This window comes from Dyella terrae (assembly GCF_004322705.1).
GTDB classification, from domain to species: Bacteria; Pseudomonadota; Gammaproteobacteria; order Xanthomonadales; family Rhodanobacteraceae; genus Dyella_D; species Dyella_D terrae.
This window is the reverse complement of the sequence record NZ_SIZZ01000001.1, coordinates 503,948-520,163: the sequence shown is the minus strand read 5'-3', so window position 1 is coordinate 520,163 and position 16,216 is coordinate 503,948. Positions and strand designations below refer to the sequence as shown.

General features: G+C 64.0%; 14 protein-coding genes. 10 read left to right on the top strand and 4 right to left on the bottom strand.

Annotated elements, in window-relative coordinates:
• Positions 1–51 precede the first annotated feature (51 nt).
• A complete protein-coding gene (gene kdsA, locus EYV96_RS02440; RefSeq protein WP_131149928.1) occupies positions 52–885 on the bottom strand; it encodes a 3-deoxy-8-phosphooctulonate synthase in 834 nt (277 codons plus the stop codon).
• Positions 882–2,552, bottom strand: a complete 1,671-nt coding sequence (gene pyrG, locus EYV96_RS02435) for a CTP synthase (protein WP_131149927.1) — start codon at positions 2,550–2,552, stop codon at positions 882–884. The genes kdsA and pyrG overlap by 4 nt, the downstream gene beginning before the upstream one ends.
• A 144-nt stretch (positions 2,553–2,696) precedes the next feature.
• Here pyrG and EYV96_RS02430 point away from each other — a divergent pair, with 144 nt between their 5' ends.
• The 4 genes from EYV96_RS02430 (at position 2,697) to EYV96_RS02415 (ending at position 8,352) form a co-directional block, all read left to right on the top strand.
• A complete protein-coding gene (locus EYV96_RS02430; RefSeq protein WP_131149926.1) occupies positions 2,697–4,496 on the top strand; it encodes an aminopeptidase P family protein in 1,800 nt (599 codons plus the stop codon).
• Positions 4,497–4,650: 154 nt separating this feature from the next.
• Positions 4,651–6,540: a DNA topoisomerase IV subunit B gene (gene parE / locus EYV96_RS02425; protein WP_131149925.1), complete on the top strand. Its 1,890-nt coding sequence runs from the start codon at positions 4,651–4,653 to the stop codon at positions 6,538–6,540.
• 97 nt (positions 6,541–6,637) lie between these two features.
• Complete coding sequence (locus tag EYV96_RS02420; protein ID WP_131149924.1) at positions 6,638–7,165, top strand: 3-hydroxyanthranilate 3,4-dioxygenase; 528 nt, start codon at positions 6,638–6,640, stop codon at positions 7,163–7,165.
• Between the two features lie 293 nt (positions 7,166–7,458).
• Complete coding sequence (locus tag EYV96_RS02415) at positions 7,459–8,352, top strand: hypothetical protein (RefSeq protein WP_165488564.1); 894 nt, start codon at positions 7,459–7,461, stop codon at positions 8,350–8,352.
• Between the two features lie 29 nt (positions 8,353–8,381).
• On the opposite strand, the gene EYV96_RS02410 is transcribed toward EYV96_RS02415, so the two are convergent.
• Complete coding sequence (locus EYV96_RS02410; protein ID WP_205746070.1) at positions 8,382–8,936, bottom strand: NUDIX hydrolase; 555 nt, start codon at positions 8,934–8,936, stop codon at positions 8,382–8,384.
• Positions 8,937–9,104: 168 nt separating this feature from the next.
• Here EYV96_RS02410 and EYV96_RS02405 point away from each other — a divergent pair, with 168 nt between their 5' ends.
• Both EYV96_RS02405 and EYV96_RS02400 read left to right on the top strand, forming a co-directional pair.
• Positions 9,105–10,586: an amino acid permease gene (locus EYV96_RS02405; RefSeq protein ID WP_131149922.1), complete on the top strand. Its 1,482-nt coding sequence runs from the start codon at positions 9,105–9,107 to the stop codon at positions 10,584–10,586.
• An 87-nt stretch (positions 10,587–10,673) separates the two neighbouring features.
• On the top strand, positions 10,674–12,116 hold the full coding sequence (locus tag EYV96_RS02400; protein WP_131149921.1) for an amino acid permease: 1,443 nt from the start codon (positions 10,674–10,676) through the stop codon (positions 12,114–12,116).
• A gap of 504 nt (positions 12,117–12,620) precedes the next feature.
• Here the strand turns inward: EYV96_RS02400 and EYV96_RS02395 are convergent.
• Complete coding sequence (locus EYV96_RS02395) at positions 12,621–12,953, bottom strand: high-potential iron-sulfur protein (RefSeq protein ID WP_131149920.1); 333 nt, start codon at positions 12,951–12,953, stop codon at positions 12,621–12,623.
• Between the two features lie 221 nt (positions 12,954–13,174).
• On the opposite strand from EYV96_RS02395, the gene EYV96_RS02390 reads away from it, so the two are divergent.
• From EYV96_RS02390 to EYV96_RS02375, 4 genes are all read left to right on the top strand, one after another.
• Positions 13,175–13,822 carry a methylthioribulose 1-phosphate dehydratase gene (locus tag EYV96_RS02390; RefSeq protein WP_131149919.1) on the top strand — a complete coding sequence of 216 codons (648 nt, stop codon included), beginning with the start codon at positions 13,175–13,177 and terminating at the stop codon, positions 13,820–13,822.
• A complete protein-coding gene (locus tag EYV96_RS02385; protein ID WP_131149918.1) occupies positions 13,819–14,385 on the top strand; it encodes a 1,2-dihydroxy-3-keto-5-methylthiopentene dioxygenase in 567 nt (188 codons plus the stop codon). The genes EYV96_RS02390 and EYV96_RS02385 overlap by 4 nt, the downstream gene beginning before the upstream one ends.
• 129 nt (positions 14,386–14,514) lie before the next feature.
• Positions 14,515–15,201, top strand: a complete 687-nt coding sequence (gene mtnC / locus EYV96_RS02380) for an acireductone synthase (RefSeq protein ID WP_131149917.1) — start codon at positions 14,515–14,517, stop codon at positions 15,199–15,201.
• Between the two features lie 10 nt (positions 15,202–15,211).
• Entirely contained in the window at positions 15,212–16,210 is a 999-nt protein-coding gene (locus tag EYV96_RS02375) for a C13 family peptidase (protein WP_131149916.1), read from the top strand.
• Positions 16,211–16,216 lie beyond the last annotated feature (6 nt).

Below are 16,216 nucleotides of genomic sequence, written 5' to 3'. Positions count from 1 at the left end.
AGGTCGAAACGAAAGACGACAAACGGGAGCGCCGGCACCGGCGCCCCGGCATTACACGGTAGCTTCGAGGAAGGCGTGACGCTTGGTGACGGCGTCCAGCTCCATCAGCGTCTCCAGCAGGGCTTCCATCTTGCCCAACGGCCACGCATTCGGGCCATCGCTCAAGGCCTTTTCCGGATTCGGATGGGTTTCGGCGAAGAGACCGGCGACGCCCACGGCAATCGCCGCGCGCGCCAGCACCGGCACGAATTCGCGCTGGCCGCCCGAGCTCGCGCCCTGGCCACCCGGCAACTGCACCGAGTGGGTGGCGTCGAACACCACCGGGCACCCGGTTTCGCGCATGACGCTCAGCGAGCGCATGTCGGAGACCAGGTTGTTGTAGCCAAAACTCGCACCACGTTCGCAGACCAGGATGTCGTCGTTGCCGACGTCCTTGGCCTTGGCGACCACGTGCTTCATGTCCCACGGCGCCAGGAACTGGCCCTTCTTGATGTTCACCGGCTTGCCCGCGCGAGCGACAGCCTGGATGAAATCGGTCTGGCGGCACAGGAAAGCCGGCGTCTGCAGCACGTCCACCACCGACGCCACTTCGGCGAACGGGGTGTATTCGTGCACGTCGGTCAGTACCGGCACGCCGAGCTGGCGCTTCACTTCACCGAGGATGCGCAGACCTTCTTCCATGCCCGGGCCGCGGAAGCTGTTGCCCGAGGAACGGTTGGCCTTGTCGAAGCTCGATTTGAAGATGAAGTTGATACCGAGCCGGCCGGTGATTTCCTTGAGCGTGCCGGCCGTGTCGATCTGCAGCTGCTCCGACTCCACCACGCAAGGGCCGGCGATCAGGAACAGCGGCTGGTCCAGGCCGACGTCGAATCCACAAAGCTTCATGCCACCGACTCCTTGGCCAGGCGCTCGCCCTCGCGCACCGTCTTGAACTCGCGCGCGGCGCGCACGAAGCCAATGAACAGCGGATGGCCGTCACGCGGGGTCGAGGTGAATTCCGGATGCGCCTGGCAGGCCAGGAACCACGGATGCTTCTGCTGCGAGTACTCGACGATTTCGACCAGCAGGTCGTCCATCGACTTGCCCGAGATCACCATGCCGAGGTCCTCGAAGGACTGGCGATAGCGGTTGTTGAACTCGTAACGATGGCGATGGCGCTCGCGCACCACGTCCTGACCGTACATGTCGCGCGCCAGCGTGCCGGCCTTGAGACGGCATTCCTGCGCGCCCAGGCGCATGGTGCCGCCCAGGTCCGAGCGCTCGGTGCGCTGCTCGGTTTCACCCGTCGCCGTGGTCCACTCGGTGATGAGCGCGATCACGGGATTGGCGGTATTGCGATCATTCTCGCTGGAATCGGCGTCGGTCAGCCCCGCAACGTGGCGGGCGAAATCGACGACGGCAGCGTGCATGCCATAGCAGATGCCGAAATACGGCACGCCATGCTCACGGGCGTACTTGGCCGCCATGACCTTGCCTTCGAAGCCGCGCTTGCCGAAGCCACCCGGCACCAGCACGGCGTCGACGCCGCCCAGCACCTTGGCGGCGCCTTCGGCTTCCACCTGCTCGGAGTCGATCCACTTGAGGTTGACGCGGGTCAGCTGCTTGATGCCGCCATGACGCAGCGCCTCGCCCAGGGACTTGTACGCGTCCTTGTGTTCGACGTACTTGCCGACGATGGCGACGTTGACCTCGTCCTTCGGGTTTTCCACGGCATCGACCGTGCGCTGCCAGGCCGACAGGTCGGCCGGGCCGGCGTCGAGACCCATGCGCTTGACCACGATGTCATCGAGGCCCTGCTTGTGCAGCCACAGGGGCTGCTTGTAGATGATGTCCACGTCGGCCGCGCTGATGACGGCGTTCTCGGGCACGTTGGTGAACAGGGCGATCTTGCGACGCTCGCCATCGGGCAGCGGCTGCTCGCAACGGCACAGCAGGATGTCCGGCTGAATACCGATCGAGCGCAGCTCCTTGACCGAATGCTGCGTCGGTTTGGTTTTGATCTCGCCGGCAGCCTTGATGTACGGCACCAGGGTGAGGTGCATGAACAGGCACTTCTCCGGGCCATGCTCTATGCGCAGCTGGCGGATGGCCTCCAGGAACGGCAGCGATTCGATGTCGCCCACCGTGCCGCCGATTTCGACCAGCGCCACGTCAAAGCCACGGGTGGCCTCGTGGATGCAGTGCTTGATCTCGTCGGTGATGTGCGGGATGACCTGCACGGTCGCACCGAGGTAGTCACCACGGCGCTCCTTGCGGATGACCGATTCGTAGATCTTGCCGGTGGTGATGGAGTTCTTGCCGGTCAGGCGGGTGTGGACGAAGCGCTCGTAGTGGCCCAGGTCCAGGTCGGTCTCCGCGCCGTCGTCGGTCACGTAGACCTCGCCGTGCTGGAAAGGACTCATCGTGCCCGGGTCCACGTTGATGTACGGGTCGAGCTTCATCATGGTGACCGAGAGGCCACGCGCTTCCAGAATGGAAGCCAGCGACGCCGCGGCGATGCCCTTTCCGAGAGAGGACACCACACCGCCGGTGACGAAAATCAGGGGGGTCATGGGATGCAGCCGTGCTGGAAATCGGCATTTTAGCGGCAGTTGGTCTTTGCCGCGAGCCGTCCGGGAGAAATTCCTTCGACAGATTCATCTGACCCCTTCGAAATGGCGCGGCGAGGCCCATCCGGGATGGACTAACATGAACGAATGAGCACCCCCATCCCCTCCCGAATTGCCGCCCTGCGCCAGGCCATGCGCCAGCACCACGTGGCCGCCTGCCTCGTTCCCAGTGCCGACCCCCACCTTTCGGAGTACTTGCCCGCGCATTGGCAGGCCCGGGCATGGCTGTCGGGTTTCACCGGCTCGGCCGGCACATTAGTGGTGACCGCCGACCACGCGGGCGTGTGGACCGACTCGCGGTACTTCGCCCAGGCGGAGCAGGAACTGGCCGGGACGGGCGTGGAACTGATGCGCCAGCGCACTCCGCATGCGCCGGAGCACCTGGCATGGCTTGAAGATCACCTCGGAGAGGACGCCGTGCTGGCCGTGGCTGGCGACAGCCTGGCGGTGTCCACCCGGCGCACCATCGCCCGTCGCTTCGACGCAACCGGGGCCCGCCTGCGGACGGACCTGGACCTCCCGGCAATGGTGTGGACCGATCGCCCGGACCTGCCCACACAGCCGATCGTCGAACACGCCCTGCGCTACGCCGCGGAAACCCGCGCCGACAAGCTTGGCCGGATTCGCAACGCCATGCGCAAGGCCGGCGCCACCCATCACCTGATCTCAAGCCTCGACGACATCGCGTGGATCACGAACCTGCGCGGCAGCGACGTCGAGTGCAATCCGGTCTTTCTCGCCCACCTGCTCATCCGCCTCGACGGGTCGGGCACGCTGTTCGTCGGTCGATCCAAGCTGACCGACGCTACGGTTGCCGCCCTGGCCGCCGACGGCGTGCATCTGGCCGACTACTCAACCATTACTGACGCGCTGGGCGAACTGACGCCCGACGACCGCCTGCTGGTGGACAGCATGCGCATCGTCAGCGCCATCGGCGACAGCGTGCCGACCCCCGTCACCTGGATCGAAGGCGCCAACCCGTCCACGCTGATGAAGGCCCGCAAGGGCCCGGTCGAGCTGGATCACATTCGCGAGGTCATGCGCCGGGACGGTGCGGCGCTGGTGCGTGCATTCCGCCGTCTCGAGGAACGGGTTACCGCCGGCATGCCGCAGACGGAACTGGATGTTGACGCGCTGCTGCACGAGGAACGCTCTGCCCAGCCGGATTTCGTCGGCGAGAGTTTTTCCACCATCGCCGGCTACCAGGCTAACGGCGCGCTGCCCCACTATCGCGCCACGCCGGAACATCACAGCGCACTCAAGGCACAGGGCCTGCTGCTGGTCGACTCCGGCGGCCAGTACCTGGGGGGCACCACGGATGTCACCCGCGTCCTTGCCCTCGGTGAGACGACGGCTGAGCAGCGACGCGACTCGACGCTCGTCATGAAGGGCCTGATCGCCCTGTCGCGCGCCCGGTTCCCTCGCAACGCCAGCGGCCCCCAACTGGACGCCCTCGCCCGCGCTCCGCTGTGGGCCAGCGGCATGGACTACGGCCATGGCACCGGTCACGGCGTCGGCTTCTTCCTCAATGTGCACGAAGGGCCGCACAGCATCCGGCCGCCCATTTCCGGCGGCACGCTCGTCACCCTCGACCCCGGGATGATCACCTCGATCGAGCCGGGGCTTTACAAACCCGGCCGCCACGGCATCCGCCACGAAAATCTCGCCGTCATCGTCGACGCCGACAAGACCGAATTTGGCGAATTCCAGGCCTTTGAGACGCTGACCCTGTGTCCTTTCGACCGTCGTACCCTCGAACCGAGCCTGCTCAACCCCGAGGAACGTGCCTGGCTGGATGACTATCACGCCATGGTGCGGGCGGCGCTCGCCCCTCTGCTCGAAGATGCCGACGCGGCCTGGCTGGAACGGCATTGCGCGCCGATTTAGAAGAACGGTTAACAGTAAACGGTAAAAGAAAGTGCCAGTCCGCGAAGCCACCTCACCCTTCCATGGCTCTTACCGTTTACTGTTTCCCGTTAACCCTTGACCCCACCTGCACGTCACCCCATCCTCCCCCGACTAATTTCCAACGAAGCCCCCAATGAGCAGTCGTTACAACGCCGCCGACATTGAAGTCCTCTCGGGTCTTGACCCCGTCAAACGCCGCCCGGGCATGTACACCGACACCTCGCGCCCGAACCATCTGGCGCAGGAAGTCATCGACAACTCGGTGGACGAAGCGCTCGCCGGCCATGCCAGCGCCATTGATGTGGTGGTGCACAGCGACGGCTCGGTGGAGGTCTCCGACGATGGCCGCGGCATGCCGGTGGATATCCATCCGGAAGAAGGGATTCCGGGCGTCGAGCTGATCCTCACGCGCCTGCATGCGGGCGGCAAGTTCTCGGGCAAGAACTACAACTTCTCCGGCGGCCTGCACGGCGTGGGCGTGTCGGTGGTGAACGCGCTGTCGAGCCGCGTGGAAGTGACCATCCGCCGCGATGGCAACGAATACCGCATGGCATTCGAGCACGGCGATCGCGTCAGCGAGCTGGAAATCATCGGCAGCGTGCCGAAGAAAAAGACCGGCACCACGGTGCGCTTCTGGCCGGAAGCGAAGTACTTCGATTCGCCGAAAATCCTGCTATCGAAGCTCAAGCACCTCCTGCGCGCCAAGGCCGTGCTCTGCGCTGGCCTCAACGTGAAGCTTACCGACGAAGCGACCGGCGAAGTCTCCGAGTGGCATTACGAAGATGGCCTGCGCGATTACCTGCGCGGCGAACTTGAAGGCGCCGAAGCGCTGCCGCAGGATCTCTATGTGCACCATGTGGCCCGCGACACCGAAGGGCTGGACGTTGCGCTCGCCTGGCTGCCCGAGGGCGAGCTGGTCCAGGAAAGCTACGTCAACCTGATCCCCACCGCGCAGGGCGGAACGCACGTCAACGGCCTGCGCAGCGGCCTGACCAATGCCATCCGCGAGTTCTGCGACATCCGCAACCTGTTGCCGCGCGGCGTGAAGCTCGCCCCGGAAGACGTGTGGGAGCGCCTCGCCTTCGTGCTGTCGGCGAAGCTCCAGGACCCGCAATTCGCCGGCCAGACCAAGGAGCGCCTGTCGTCGCGCAACGCCGCCGCCCTGGTCGAAAACGTCGTGCACGACGCTTTCAGCTTGTGGCTCAACCAGAACGTCGAACTGGGCGAGCGTATTGCACAGCTGGCGATCGAGCGTGCGAGCGCACGCTTGAAAGCGTCCAAGCAGGTGGTCCGCAAAAAGATTACGCAAGGTCCCGCCCTGCCCGGCAAGCTCGCCGACTGCACGGCCACCGACCTGAGCCGCACCGAGCTGTTCCTGGTGGAGGGTGACTCGGCCGGCGGCAGCGCCAAGCAGGCGCGTGACAAGGAATTCCAGGCAATCCTTCCGCTGCGCGGCAAGATCCTCAACACCTGGGAAGTGGAGTCGACCTCGGTGCTCGCATCGGAGGAAGTCCATAACCTCGCCGTAGCCATCGGCTGCGACCCGGGCAAGGACGATCTCTCCAGCTTGCGCTACGGCAAGGTGGTCATCCTCGCCGACGCCGATTCGGATGGCCTGCATATCGCCACCTTGCTGAGCGCCCTGTTCTTGCGCCACTTCCCCGCACTGGTCCGCGAGGGCCACGTGTTCGTCGCCATGCCGCCGCTGTTCCGCGTCGACGTAGGCAAGCAGGTCTTCTATTGCCTGGATGAAAACGAAAAGACCGCGATGCTCCAGCGCATCGAGCGCGAAAAGATGAAGGGCCAGGTCAGCGTGACCCGCTTCAAGGGTCTGGGCGAAATGAATCCGGGTCAGTTGCGCGAATCCACTATCCATCCCGATACCCGCCGCCTGGTGCAGCTGACCGTCGACGATGGCGAAGGCACCACGAAGCTCATGGACATGCTGCTGGCCAAGAAGCGCTCCGGCGACCGCAAGTCCTGGCTCGAAGAAAAGGGCGACCTGGCTACGCTGGAAGTCTGACGCAGGCAAGAGGGGCCGGGCGCATGCCTCGCCCCTCTTCACTCCCTCACCCCGCAGCGCTACCGTAAGGCGACCCTCGCCACGCCTGCGCCCGCTCATGTCCTTGCTGCCCCCGCTCGACCTCCAAGCCTGGATCGACGAACACCGGCACCTGCTCAAGCCGCCGGTCGGCAACAAGTGCATCGTCGACGGCGACTTCATCGTGATGATCGTCGGCGGGCCGAACGCACGCACCGATTACCATTACGACGAAGGCCCGGAGTTCTTCTACCAGCTCGAAGGCGAGATGGTGCTGAAGGTTCAGGACGACGGCGTGCAGCGCGACATCCCCATCCGGGCGGGCGAGATGTTCTACCTGCCCGCCCGCGTGCCGCACTCGCCGCAACGCATGCCCGAGTCGATCGGCCTGGTGATCGAACGTCGCCGGCTGTCGCATGAGCAGGATGGCCTGATGTGGTTCTGCGAACGTTGCAACCACAAGCTTTTCGAAACCTATTTCCCGCTACAGAGCATCGAGCAGGATTTTCCGCCGGTGTTCGATCGTTTCTATCGCTCGATCGAAGCGCGCACCTGCGCGCAGTGCGGCGAGATTCACCCTGCCCCGGCGCGCTATCTGCAAGACTGAACGCCATCGCTGCGGATGATGAAGCCATGTCGAAGCAGCGACAGGGTTCTCTTCATGAACTACTCATCGATTGCTAACCGGCTCATCAAACTCCCCTGACAGGATCGAAACCGTCAGCGTAATTCACGCCTGACGCGCGCTTCGCGCCCACCTGTTTCGCCCATACCCGAGTCGGACACTTGCGATGCGCTGCGCGCGTGGCAACGACACGGGCAGGCCAAGGAGTTTCAGTGAGAAGGACGTTGTTCGCTGCCGCATGGCTGACGGCTGCATTCACGGCACACGCCACCCCAATGCGGGCCACCGCAAACTTCACCGGTCCGCTGGTCACACCGAATCCGTCAAATCTGCCGGCTGGCATGTTCAATGTGGAACCGTACCTCGTCTATCAGGAAAGTCGGGCGTACTACGACCATCAGGGCAAACGTCACCGTAGCGCGCATGCCGCCGAACAGTGGCAATGGCTCCTGCCCATGACGGCAGGCCTGACCGACCGGCTGCAGGCCCAACTCACCCTTGGCGCGGTACGCGCCCACGCCGGCCGCGACTCGTCCGACGGTCTGCGCAGTGCCGATACCAGTCTCAATTTCCAGTATCTGGTCCAGAAGTCAGCCGACGACGGACAGCGACCCGCCATCGCCGTCAACTATGCCCACCGCTTCCCGACGGGCCGGCACGACCGACTTGGCAGCAATCTGCTCAACGGCACCAGCCAGGGGGCGAATCTCAACACGCTCGCGGTGCTGGCGCAGCAGGTGATCTGGCTCAACAACGGACGCCCGCTGCGTTGGCGCGCCCGCCTCCAGTACGGGCAAGCGGCATCGCGCGTCCTGGTCGATGGCGCAAGCGTGCATGGCACGGAAGTCGGTTTTCGCGGTTTCGCGGATATCGGGCGCCAGATCGGCGCGTCCGCCGCGCTCGAATACAGCATCAGTGAACGATGGGTCGCCGTGATGGAAGCGACCTACGAGCATCGCGCCGGAGGACGCGTCTGGGGCACCATGCCCAACACGTCGACACCCATCGATCGACGCACACACGCCGGCTCGCTCTACACGCTCGCACCAGCGGTGGAGTACCACCTCAACAGCCGGTTCGGCTTCATCGGCGGCGTCCAGTTCAGTGTCGCCGGCCGCAACAGCGCTGCATTCGCGGCACCGCAACTCGCATTCAACATGGTGTTGTAATGTTGAACGCCACCGTTTCCGTGCCCTTATCAGGCGATGGCTCGCGCCAGCCATTTGTCGGCCATGCGCCTGAGCGACTCGTCCGTACCTGGCTCGTCAATCAGCACCGGGATCGGGCGCCATTCGAGCGCCAGGGACTCTTCGCTCACCACAAAAGCCTCCGTGCCCGTCGCGCGCACCACGTATCGCACGTCGTAGTGCCAGTGACCCGGCTCGCTTCCACGCTCGGGGATCCAGTGGCGATCAATGTCGAAAAGCTCGTCTTCGACGCAGAGATCCGTCAGCCCGGATTCTTCCTCGGCCTCTCGCAACGCGACTTCGGCAAGGTCTGGGCTGCCATCGGCGTGACCGCCAAGCTGCAGCCAGCGGTTGAGCTTGCGGTGATGGGTGAGCAGCAATCGCTCGCCATCCCCACTGACCAGCCAGGCCGACGCCGTGAAGTGACCGACCCGGTGGCTGCGCTCGAACACGGAAGGTGCCGACGCCAGGAACGCCATGAACTGGTCCGCGACCCCGGCCTCCTCCGGATGACGAGCTGCGTACCGCCGAAAATGACCCATCAAGGATTCAAAAGTGTCTTGCATGACTTGTGACAGGGGTAGCGTCGATACCGCCCATCATAGCTGCGGTGCGACTTGTCCCACCCAATTTGCTCCGCTAAGGTTCAGGACTTCCGTGCTTGGCGCAGCCTCGTGGGGCGCCGGAAACATTCATATAACTAATAAGCTGCCATTCCCGGAGGGGGGAACTACATGCTGAAGAACTTGTTTGCGACGACCACGGTGTCGTCGGGAGGAGCGAACGAGCTCCCCGACGGCGGCGCCCACGGCGAAGTGACGCTCAAGCGCGCGCTCACCGCCCGCCACCTGGTCATGCTTGGCATCGGCGCCATTATCGGTGCCGGTATCTTTGTGATTACCGGCCAGGCCGCCGCCCAACATGCCGGCCCTGCCATCACGCTGAGCTTCATCTTCGCCGGCATTGCCTGCGCCCTTGCCGCACTGTGCTACGCCGAATTCGCGGCCATGCTCCCGGTGTCGGGCAGCGCCTACTCTTACTCCTACGCCACGCTGGGCGAATATGTCGCCTGGTTCGTCGGCTGGAGCCTCGTACTGGAGTACCTGTTTACCGTCGCCACGGTGGCGGCCGGCTGGTCCGGATACTTCAACAAGCTTCTCTCCATCATCAGCGAATGGGTTGGCCGTGACGTGACCTTGCCGCAGGTGCTTTCCGCAGCGCCGTTCACCGTGGTCGAAGGCCATGTGCAGGCCACTGGCATGTTCATCAACCTGCCTGCGGTGGCGATCATCGCCGCCATCACTGGCCTGTGCTATGTGGGCATCACGCAGTCGGCGTTCGTGAACTCGATCATCGTGGCGATCAAGGTCACGGTCATTCTCCTGTTCATCGCCTTCGCCGCGAAGTACGTGAACCCGGACAACTGGCATCCCTTCATCCCCGCCAGCGAAGGCCCGTCGAAGTACGGCTGGAGCGGCGTGGGACGTGCGGCCGCGATCGTGTTCTTCTCGTACATCGGCTTCGATGCGGTCTCCACCGCAGCGGCCGAAGCGAAGAATCCGCAGCGCGACATGCCGATCGGCATCCTCGGCTCGCTGGTGCTCTGCACGATCCTCTACATCATCGTGGCCGGCATCCTTACCGGCATTGCCGACTTCCGCCTGCTGGGCACGCCGGAGCCGGTGGCTACCGCGCTGGACAACTACCCGTCGCTGCACTGGTTGCAGGTGGTGGTGGTGATCGGTGCGGTGACCGGCCTGAGCTCGGTGATCCTGGTGATGCTGATGGGCCAGCCGCGCATCTTCTATTCGATGGCGCGTGACGGTCTGATCCCGGCCTATTTCGGCCGCATCCACAAGAAGTTCCGCACCCCGCACGTGGGCACCGTCGTCGTCGGCGTGCTGGCCGCGGCACTGGGTGGCATGTTCAACATCGGCGTCCTGGGCGAAATGGTCGCCATGGGTACGCTGCTGGCCTTCGCCACGGTGTGCGTCGGCGTGCTTGTCCTGCGCTACAGCCGCCCCGACCTGCCGCGCGCGTTCCGCGTGCCGGTGCCGTGGCTGGTCTGCCCGCTGGGCGCCCTCGCCTGCCTCGCCCTGTTCCTGCAGTCCTTCGTCGAACATTGGCGCTGGATGCTGGCCTGGATCGCCATCGGCCAGATCATCTACTTCGGCTACGGCTACTCGCACAGCAAGCTACGCAAACCCGCCGCATAATGGCGTACCGAGGGCCGGCTCCACGCCGGCCCTCTGCTTTTGCCGGCCGGCCGCCGGATCCTTTTTCGCGCATTGCCAGGTTCACGCATGCTCAAGCAGCTTCTCGCCCGCAAGACTGATTTCTCCGACGCCGACGACAGTCACGGCGGCCCCACGCTCCGCCGTACGCTCGGCCCCTGGGGTGTCACCGCACTGGGTATCGGCGCCGTCATCGGCACCGGTATCTTCGTCGTCACCGGCCAGGCGGCCGCCGAGCACGCCGGTCCGGCCGTGCTGATTTCCTTCATCCTTGCGGCGATCTGCAGCGGCTTCACCGCGTTGTGCTACGCCGAATTCGCCACGCTCATCCCGATCTCGGGCAGCTCGTACTCATATGCCTATGCGACGCTGGGCGAGATGGTGGCCTGGTTCATCGGCTGGAACATGGTGCTGGAGTACGGCATTTCCGCGTCGGCCGTGGCAGCCAGCTGGACGGGCTACTTCACCAGCCTGCTGGACCATGTCGGCATCCATCTGCCGATTGCGCTTACGGAAGCACCGCTCGCTTTCCGCGACGGCACCCTGGTAACGACCGGGCACATCATGAACCTGCCTGCCGTCGCCATCGTGCTCGCCCTGACGTGGCTTTGCTACGTGGGCATTCGCGAGTCGTCGGGCCTTAACGTGCTGATGGTGATGCTCAAGGTCGGCCTGATCGTCATCGTCGTCGTTGCCGGCTATCGCTACATCGACCCGGCCAACTGGCACCCCTTCATTCCCGAAGAACAGGGACCGGGCAAATACGGATGGTCAGGCATCATGCGTGGCGCTGCGATGGTGTTCTTCGCCTACATTGGCTTCGAAGCGACATCCACGGCCGCGCAGGAGTGCAAGAATCCCCAGAAGGATCTGCCCTTCGGCACCCTCGTGTCGCTGGTGATATGCACCATCCTTTATCTGGCGATGGCCGCGGTGCTTACCGGCCTGATCTCCTACACCCAACTGGGCACCAGCGAGCCGGTCGTGACGGCGATTCGCAATCATCCTGAGCTGGGCTGGCTGCGACTGATCGTCGAGATCGGCGCGATGATCGGCCTGTCCTCGGTAATCCTGGTGATGATCATCGCCCAGCCGCGCATCTTCATGGTGATGTCGCGCGATGGCCTGATGCCGCCGGTCTTCAACCGCATCCATCCCAAGTACCGCACGCCGCACATCAATACCCTGATCACCGGTGCCGGCATCGCCATTCTTGCCGCGGTATTCCCGCTCGACCTGCTCGCCGACCTGACGTCGATGGGTACGCTGATCGCCTTCGTGGCCGTCTGCGCGGGCGTGCTGATCCTTCGCTACACCTCGCCAGACCTGCCGCGCATGTTCCGCGTACCGGCCGCGTGGTTCGTCTGCCCTGCCGGCATCTTCAGCTGCCTGGCCCTGCTCAGCACCATGGCCTGGTTCAACTGGACCCTGATGATCATCTGGACCGTCATCGGCCTGATGATTTATTTCGGCTACGGCCTGCGTCATAGCCGCCTGAGACAGCGCGGATAAGTAGGAATTTCGGCGATCGGCTTCAAATGAAGCCGATCGCCAGCCAACGGCGCTCAAAATCTGTGAAATATCACTAATGACGGCGAACGTAGGCTAATGGCTGAATTGTTGACCCGCAATCACAAATGATGCTGCAACTCGTTGAAATATCTATATTTAACGAGACTTTTTCGAGAAAAATTTTGTGCCCGGGCGCCCATTCCGCCGATCCGGGAGTATGATCGGTAGTCCGTGGGTAGATCACTTGGCAGTGGGCCCCGGATTGCCGCCCGGCGCGTCAGGCGGGTCAGCTCCTCGGCCTGACGCGTCTGGGCAGCACCTTCTCTCCGGTGAGTCATTCGACCACCGATGAATCACGCTTTCTCGCAACGACAGCATCGCTCAGGCGATGGGTTGTGCGTGCGCATGGCCATGCACGCAGCCGCGAACAACAACGAACGAAAGTCCCGCCAACAAAAAGGCCGGCACATGGCCGGCCTTCTGCAAGCAGCATGGGACGCTGAATCAGGCTTTCTTCGGTTGGTGCGATACGCACCAGCCCTTCGCGTTGACGGATTTGCCCGGGAACAGCTGGCACGGACCATAGCCCGACGGGCCGCCGGTATAGAACTGGCAATTGGCGCAGTCGTCGCCCGGCTTGCGCTTCGCGTCCTTGCTCTTGCTTGCGTCTTCGACGTAACCCAATGCCTTGGCGGTGGGATCGCTCTCAGCCACATGAGGCAGGTCAGCGGCGCGCGCGAAGCGCGGCAAGCCACCGATCACCACAGCTGCGGCAGCGGTACCCGCGGCGGCCTTGAGAAAGCGGCGGCGAGATTCGAGATCTTTGTCGTGCGACATTGGTAAAACCTCCGTCCTGGTAAAAATCGCCACACCTTGCGGCGAATCGGGGCGATGGTACGCCCTCACGCGAAATAGTTCCTGAAATGCGAGAATGGCTCGCATTTCGTGTTTTTGACCTCTCGTTCGACGGCGATCGCGACACCGGAATGACTTGCCGATATCACGGGGCCGCAAGGCCTCCATGCTATGCTTATCCACCGTTTGGACGTCCATAACGCATGAGCCAGACCCTTCCCGACAGCATCTCGCCCGCCCTGTTTGCCGAGCGCGCCGACGCCGTGGCCGATGCCGCGCGCGAGCTGGCCCTGTCCGGCTGGACGCCAGCCACGAGCAGCAACTTTTCCATGCGCGTCGACGCCGACCATGCCGCGATCACCATCTCAGGTCGCGACAAGGGCAAGCTCGGCCGCGACGACATCATGCTGATCGACATGCAGGGCAAGGCCGTCGGCACCAGCGCGCGCCCCAGCGCGGAAACGGAGCTACACACCCAGATTTATCGCCGCTGGCCCGAGATGAATGTCGTCCTGCACACGCACTCGCGCACGCAGAGCGTCGCCTCGCGCCTCTTCGCAAAGGACGGCGTGATCCGCCTTGAAGGCTGGGAGCTGCAAAAGGCCATCGCCGGCCAGACCACGCATGACGCCGAACTGCTGATCCCCGTCTTCCCCAATACCCAGCACATGCCAGAACTGGTCGCCCAGGTCGACGCCTGGATCGACGCCGGCAAGCCGCTGTATGCCTATCTGATCAATGGCCACGGCATCTACACCTGGGGCCGGGATATGGCCGAAACGCGCCGCCACCTGGAAGCCCTGGAGTTCCTGCTGGGCTGCGAACTCGATCTCAAGAGGTTGTCCGCATGAGCCGCCTGCGCATCTTTGACGAAACCCAGCCGCAATCCCCCTTGGCGGTACTCGACGACCACGACCGGATCTCTGCTGAGCTGGGCAAGGTCGGCGTCCGCTTCGAGCAGTGGGAAGCCTCTCAGCCGATCGCCCCCGGGGCCAGCCAGGATGAAGTGATCGCCGCCTATCGAAGCGACATTGATCGCCTGATGAGCCAGGAGGGTTACCAGTCGGTCGACGTGATCAGCCTCAAGCCCGATCACCCGGACCGCGCCACCCTGCGCCAGAAGTTCCTCAGCGAGCACACGCACAGCGAAGACGAAGTGCGCTTCTTCGTCGCCGGCGCGGGCCAGTTCACGCTGCACATCGACGGAAAGGTCTACGACGTACTGTGCGAGCAAGGTGACCTGATCGGCGTCCCGGACGGCACGCGCCACTGGTTTGACATGAGCGAATCGCCCTACTTCGTGGCCATTCGCCTGTTCACCAACAAGGACGGCTGGGTTGCCAATTTCACGGGCGAAACCATCGCTGAGCAGTTTCCGCGGATGATTCCGCACGATTCCGCGCGCGCCAGCTGACGGCCGGGCAGCGACGACAACGTCCGCTGCACGGCGCCAGGCTTACAACGTCTTCCATCGCTCGCCTGCCCCACCGGCGCAGGCTGCCAGCGCCACGGCGCTTTTCAGGATTTCAGGGACAAGGTTTCCATGACCACCATTCGCGCCATCGTCACCGACATCGAAGGCACCACCAGCTCGATCAGTTTCGTCAAGGATGTCCTGTTTCCGTACGCCCGCAAGCGCCTGCCGGCCTTCATCGAAACGCACATCGACAAACCCGAGATCCAGCACTGGCTGCACGAGGCGGCGAAGGAAGAAGGTCTGGTTGAAGCCAGTCGCCAGGACATCATCGACCTGCTTCAACGCTGGATCGACGAAGACCGCAAGTCCACGGCCCTCAAAGCCCTCCAGGGCATGATCTGGCAGGAAGGCTATGAGGCCGGCGATTATCGCGCCCATGTCTATCCGGAGGTCGCCGCACGCCTGCAGGCATGGCGCGGCGAAGGCCTGCACCTGTACGTGTATTCGTCGGGTTCCGTGCCGGCGCAGAAGCTGTTCTTCAAATACAGCGAAGCCGGCGACCTGACGCCGCTGTTCGCCGGCTACTTCGACACCGAAACGGGACCCAAGCGCGACCAGGCCAGCTATACCAGGATGGCCGAGGCCGTCGGCGAACAGCCTGCGCACCTCCTTTTCCTTTCCGACATCGTCGAGGAACTGGACGCGGCGCGTGCGGCGGGGTACCAGACCGCCTGGCTGATTCGTCCGCCGCTCGCCCTGCCGACCGAACCGCGCCACCCGACGTACACTGACTTCAACGCCATCGCGCCCTAAGAGCCTGCTCATGCGCAACGCCCTGCTCGTGCTGCTCGCCTTTGCCGCCGGCGTGGCGGTCATGCTGATGTTGCCGGGCCACGGGCCATCGTGGATGACCCATCGCGCCGCGCAGCCACACGCCATCGCCGAGGCGGCGCCGGCCACCGCCGACAGCGCCCCCGCCCCGTCTACGACTGCTCCGGAAGTCGACGACCTGGCGGACAACTGGCCCGGAAACGCGCCCTCGCCCGAGCAGGTCATTTACGCGCAGCCACGCATGGTGCGCGAGGCGTTGGAGAAGCTGGGGCATCGCGCAGCCGGCAAACCCAATCTCTACCTGATCGCCTTTGCGGGTGACGGTGGCGAAGACGTGTTCCGCAACGAAGCCGAGTTCGCCGGCAAGTTGTTTGGCGAGCAGTTCGGTGCCAATACCCACACCTTGATCATGGTGAACAACCCGTCCACCCTGCAAAAGTACCCACTGGCCACCTGGAGCAACCTGGAGCTGGCGCTCGACGGCGTTCGCGCGGCCATGCAGCCCGATCAGGACATCCTGATGCTCTATGTCACCAGCCATGGCGACGAAGACCATACCCTGCTGGTCGACATGGATCCGTTGCCACTCGATCAGATTGGCGCCGACGACCTTGCCACGCTGCTGGCCAAGCGCGATTTCAAGTGGAAAGTCATCGTGGTCAACGCCTGCTATTCGGGCGGTTTCGTGCCGCCACTGCGCGGGCCCGGGACGCTGGTGATGACGGCAGCGCGGACCGATCGAAGCTCGTTCGGATGCGGTGCCGACTCCGATTTCACTTACTTCGGTCGCGCCTGGCTGATCGACGCCCTGAAGGAAACGCCGGATTTCGTGCAAGCCTTCAACCGGGCCAGGCAAGAGATTTCGCAATGGGAAAAGCGCGACAGCGTCGTCCCGTCCGAGCCGCAGATCAACGTGGGCGCCGGCATCGCCGACCAACTGGCACGCTGGCGCGCGCCGGGCAGGTCAGCTGCCGCCCGACACTCACCGTAACGCCAC